General features: G+C 74.3%; 1 protein-coding gene and 1 pseudogene. Both read left to right on the top strand.

Annotated features, from left to right (window positions below; genetic code table 11):
* Positions 1-2: 2 nt before the first annotated feature.
* Positions 3-2,114, top strand: a pseudogene (locus tag ACR2FV_RS13910) (SDR family NAD(P)-dependent oxidoreductase); the annotation flags it as partial.
* 286 nt (positions 2,115-2,400) lie between these two features.
* The coding region (locus ACR2FV_RS13905; protein WP_434016293.1) for a non-ribosomal peptide synthetase at positions 2,401-4,782 on the top strand (2,382 nt) is incomplete at its 3' end.

Genomic DNA, 4,782 nt, shown 5'->3' with positions numbered 1-4,782 from the left:
CTGTGGCCGAGCTGACCCGGCGCGGTTGCCGGTGCCGCCGTCTGGAAGTCTCCCGCGCGTTCCACTTGGCGATGGGGGACACTGCGCTGCCCGGGCTGCGCGAGGCGGCGACCGCCGACCTCGCGCCCCGGGTCCCGGACGTCCCGCTGCTGAGCAGCGTCACCGGTGCCTGGTCACCGGAGCTGGACCCGGCATACCTGGTCGAGCACGCCCGCCGGCCGGTCTGCTTCGGCCCGGCCGTGCAGCGGCTGCTGCAGGACGGCTACGACACCTTCGTCGAGATCGGGCCCGGGTCGACCCTCACCGCTCTGGTGCGGTCGATCAGCCGCGGCCACGACGGCGTGCTGGCGCTCGCGAGCCTGGGTAACGGGGCCCGCGGCGACATCTCGCTGCTGCGAACCGTCGGCCGGCTGTGGGAGCGCGGGGTGCCGCTGAGCCGACCCGACGACGACGGCACCCGCCCCCGCGTCGACGTGCCGACCTACCCCTATCAACGGCGTCGGCACTGGCTGCCGGACCCCGGCGGCGAGCGGCACGTCCCCGCGAGTGCGCACCGGCGCTCACCCCTGCTGCACCGGGTCACCTGGTCGCAGACCCCACTGCCTGCCGGGCAGGTGCTGCGCTCGGCGTGCCTGGTCGGCGGCGAGGACGGCGACGGTCGCGTGCTCGAGGGTCTGCTCACCCGGCTGGCCCGGCGCGGTGTCCCGGCGCACCGAGTCACCCCGGGTCGTCTGGGCGAGCGACCCGACGCCTCGGTGCTGGTGCTGGTCGCCGACCTCGACAAGGACACCTCGGATGCCGTGGGCGGTGTCCTGGAGGTGGCTCGGCACCTGGCCCAGCGCCCCACGCCGCTGCTCGTCGTGACGCACGACGTGCTGGTGACCGGAGTCGGCCAGGAGCAGCCCCGGCCCGACCAGGCGGTGGTCGCCGGCCTGCTGAGCGCGCTGCCGCAGGAGCAGCCTGGGCAGTCCGTGCGGGTCGTGGACCTGTCCTCGCTCGACGACGCGGCGGAGCGCGTGGAGTGCCTGCTGCGGGAGCTCGACGCCCCACCCGCCGCGGGTCCCGCGGAGTCGGTGGCGTGGCGTGGTGGCCAGCGCCTGGGTCGGACGATCGAGGCGGTGATCGCGCTGCCCCCCACCCGGGCGGGGCTGCCCGCCGACGGGAGCTATCTGATCACCGGCGGCACCGGAGGCGTCGGGAGGGCCCTGGCTCGCGCGCTGGCCGTGCAGGGCCGGCCGGAGCTGATCCTGGTCGGCCGCTCCGCGGCCCCGCCGCCCGACCTGATCGAGGAGCTCGCGGGTCTGGGCGCACACCCCCGCTACGTCGCAGCGGACGCCTCGGTCGAGGCCGACGTCGAGGCGCTGGTGGCGGGTATGCCGCAGCTCGCCGGGGTCTTCCACGCCGCGGGGCTGGTCTCTGCCGGCCGGCTGTGCACCCAGTCGGTCTCCGACGTCGAGGCCGTCCTGGCGCCCAAGGTGCGCGGCACGCAGGTGCTCGCCCGCGCTCTGGAGGCGCACGGCCGCCGGCCGGACCTCTTCGTCACCTTCTCCTCGATCGCCACGGTGCTCCCCGAGCTGAGCGGGGGTCTGGCGTCGTATGCCGCGGCCAACGCCTACCTCGACGCCCTCGCGCACGCCGAGGCTCACGCCGGTCGCCCGATGCAGGCTCTGGACCTCGCGGCCTGGGCCGGGACCGGGATGGCCGACTCGGTGGGCTTCCGGACCCTGGCGCAGCGGGGACGGGTGCCGCAGCTGACGGCCGAGGCCGCGGTGCAGGCCGTGCTGGACGCCACGCGCATCGTTGAGTCGCAGCTGGTCGTCCTGGACCCGGCCGACGTTCCGCCTGCCCCGGGCGACCCGCCGCCTGCCCCGGCCGACGTTCCGCCTGCCCCGGACGTCTTCGTCGATCGCACTGAGCCGACGGCCCTGCTGCCCCGAGCATCCCAGGAGACACCCGCAGGGCTTGGGGTGCGCGGTCTGCTGACGGCGATGATCGCCGGCGAGCTCGGCCTGACGCCTCGAGACGTCGACCCCGAGACGTCGTTCCTGGCCATGGGTCTGGACTCCCTCACGGCGGTTGACCTGGTCAAGCGGCTCGAGAGCGAGCTGGGCCGGGACCTACCGACCACGCTGCTCTTCGAGCACCCCTCGATCAGCCGGCTGACGGCATACCTCGAGGGCGGGTCGGCGACCGAGCCGCGCACTGCGGGACCGTCGCATCACGTTGCGGACGAGGTCGGGGCAAGCTTCGCACTCACCCCGGTCCAGCTGGCGTTCCACATCCTGGGCCGGCTGCACCCCGATGTGCCCGCCTACGCGTGCCTGCGGATGGACCTGACCGGTCACGTCGACCCAGACCTGCTGGGCCGAACCCTGGGCCCTGCTGGAGCGGCGACACCCGATGCTGCGGGTGCGCATCCGCGGCCTTGCCGGCGAGCCCCGGCAGGAGGTGCTGCCGCCGTCGGGGTCGCCCTGGCCGTCCTGGTTCCGGGTCATCGAGGGCGTCGTGCCGGCGCACAAGATCGAGGACGAGCTGTGCAACCGGGTCTTCGCCCCCGCCGACGACCCCCCGGTCCGCGCCGTGCTGGCCCGGATGGATCCCGGAGCGACGTCCCTGGTGCTGGTGCTGCACCACGCCGCGGGTGACGGGGCCAGCCTGAGCGTCCTCAGCCGCGAGCTGTGGTCGATCTACGGTGCCTTGCACCGAGGGGTCGAACCCGATCTGCCCGCGCTGACGACGACCTTCCGCGACCAGGTCGGAGCCACCCAGGCGCTGCGCGCGTCGGCGACCTTCGAGGCGGACCGAGACTTCTGGGTGGGACGGCTGGCCCGCCTGTCCAGGCCCGGAGAGGTCGATTTCCTGCCGGGCGCCCCGCTGGCCGCTCGGCAGTTCACGTTGACCGAGCAGCTCACCCGCGAGCTGACGGAGCGGGCGGCCGGACTGGGGGTCTCGCTGTTCCACCTGGTGCTCGCCGCATACCTGCGCCGGCTGGCGAACAGGACCGGCACCGCGGAGGTCACCGTCGACGTGGCCCGCGCAGGCCGCGGTGCCCGCCTGCCCGACCTGGGCGGTGTGATCGGGCCCTTCGCCGACACCCTCCCGCTCACGGTGACCGCGGCACCGGGCACACCGGTGGCCGACCTTGCTCGACGGGTGCGCGAGGGCTGGCTGGAGTGCGAGCGGCACGGCAGTGTGACGAGCCTGGACCTGGCCCGCCTCCTCCCGGCGGATCGCGAGGGTCCGCGGACGGCCGGCGTCGCGAGCTTCAGCTTCGCCCGGTTCCCGGTGGGCGACGTCGACGCGGGGCCGGTGCGGGTCGTGGCGACCGCCGCGCGCACGGCGTCGGCGGCCACCCGGCTGGGACTGCTGTGCTGGGAGTTCGACGGGGTGCTGCACTTCTCCTGGAACCATCCCGCTCGACTCTTCACCCCAGCGACCATCGAGAGGTTCGCCGCCGAGCTGGAGGCCGAGCTGGAGGCCGTGGCCCAGCCGGAAGCGACCCCGCGTCCGCTGGCGCAGCGGATCCTCGAGCAGTGCCGGCGTACCCCCGACGCAGTGGCGGTCGACGCCGCCGGCTCCGGACTGAGCTACGGCGAGCTCGACCGGGCCTCCGCCCGGGTGGCCGGCCGGCTGTTTCGTCTCGGTATGCCGCGGCACGAGCGGGTGGTGCTGCTCACCTCACCGGGGGAAGACACCGTCGTGGGCCTGCTGGGCATCCTGCGGGCAGGCTCGGCATGGGTGCCGCTCGACTCCACGCATCCGCCGGGCCGGCTGGCCGACCAGGTGACTCGGGCCGGCGCCACCGCGGTCGTCTGCCACGCCGCCACCCGGCAGACCGCCGCGAGGCTCGGTGACCTCGAGGTGGTCGACCTCGAGCAGTACGACGACCAAACCCCGGGTGAGTCCGCTGAGGACGAGATTGCGCCCACGGCGGGACCGGACGACCTGGCCTACGTGATCTTCACCTCCGGCAGCACCGGGCGTCCCAAAGGCGTGCCGGTGACGCACCGGGCGCTCACGGCATACCTGGACTGGGCGGTCCCGACATTCGGCTACGCGCAGACCGACCGGATGGCGGCGACCGCCCCCATCTGCTTCGACGCCTCGGTGCGCCAGCTGCTCGCCCCGCTGCTGGTGGGAGCCTGCATCGTGCCGGTGCAGCGAGAGGTGCTGCGCGACCCGCAGGCGCTGCTGACGCTCGTGCAGGAGCAGCGGGTGAGCGTCTGGAGCTCGGTTCCCACCCTGTGGGCGCAGCTGCTGCAGGCGGCCGAACGGCGGGGTCCCAGGGCCAGGGCCGGACTGACCTGCCTGCGGAGGGTGCACGTGGGCGGCGAGGCCCTGTCGCCGGCCCTCGTGCGGCGGTGGTTCGACCTGGTGGGCCCGGGTGCGCCGATCGCCAACCTCTACGGGCCAACCGAGGCCACCATCAACGCGACCTACGACGTCATCGAGTCCCGACCCGGGGACGACGTCGAGCGGATGCCGATCGGCGTGCCTGCGGCGCAGACCGTCGTTGACGTGGTCGGCCCCGACGGCGCCTCCTGCGGGGATCAGATCGGGGAGCTGTGGCTCGCGGGGCCGGGGGTGAGCGCGGGCTACCTGGGCGAGCCCGCGCTGAGCGCTGAGGTCTTCGTCGAGCGCGAGGGTATGCGGTGGTACCGCACCGGTGACCGGGTGCAGCGGCGACCGGACGGCAGGCTGGACTTCCTCGGCCGGCTGGACGAGCAGGTCACGATCCGGGGTCACCGGGTCGAGCCTGGTGAGGTCGAGGCGGTCCTGGGG

Source organism: Ornithinimicrobium sp. (assembly GCF_051004135.1).
Taxonomy (GTDB): Bacteria; Actinomycetota; Actinomycetes; order Actinomycetales; family Dermatophilaceae; genus Ornithinicoccus.
This window is presented reverse-complemented; position numbering and strand designations above follow the sequence as displayed.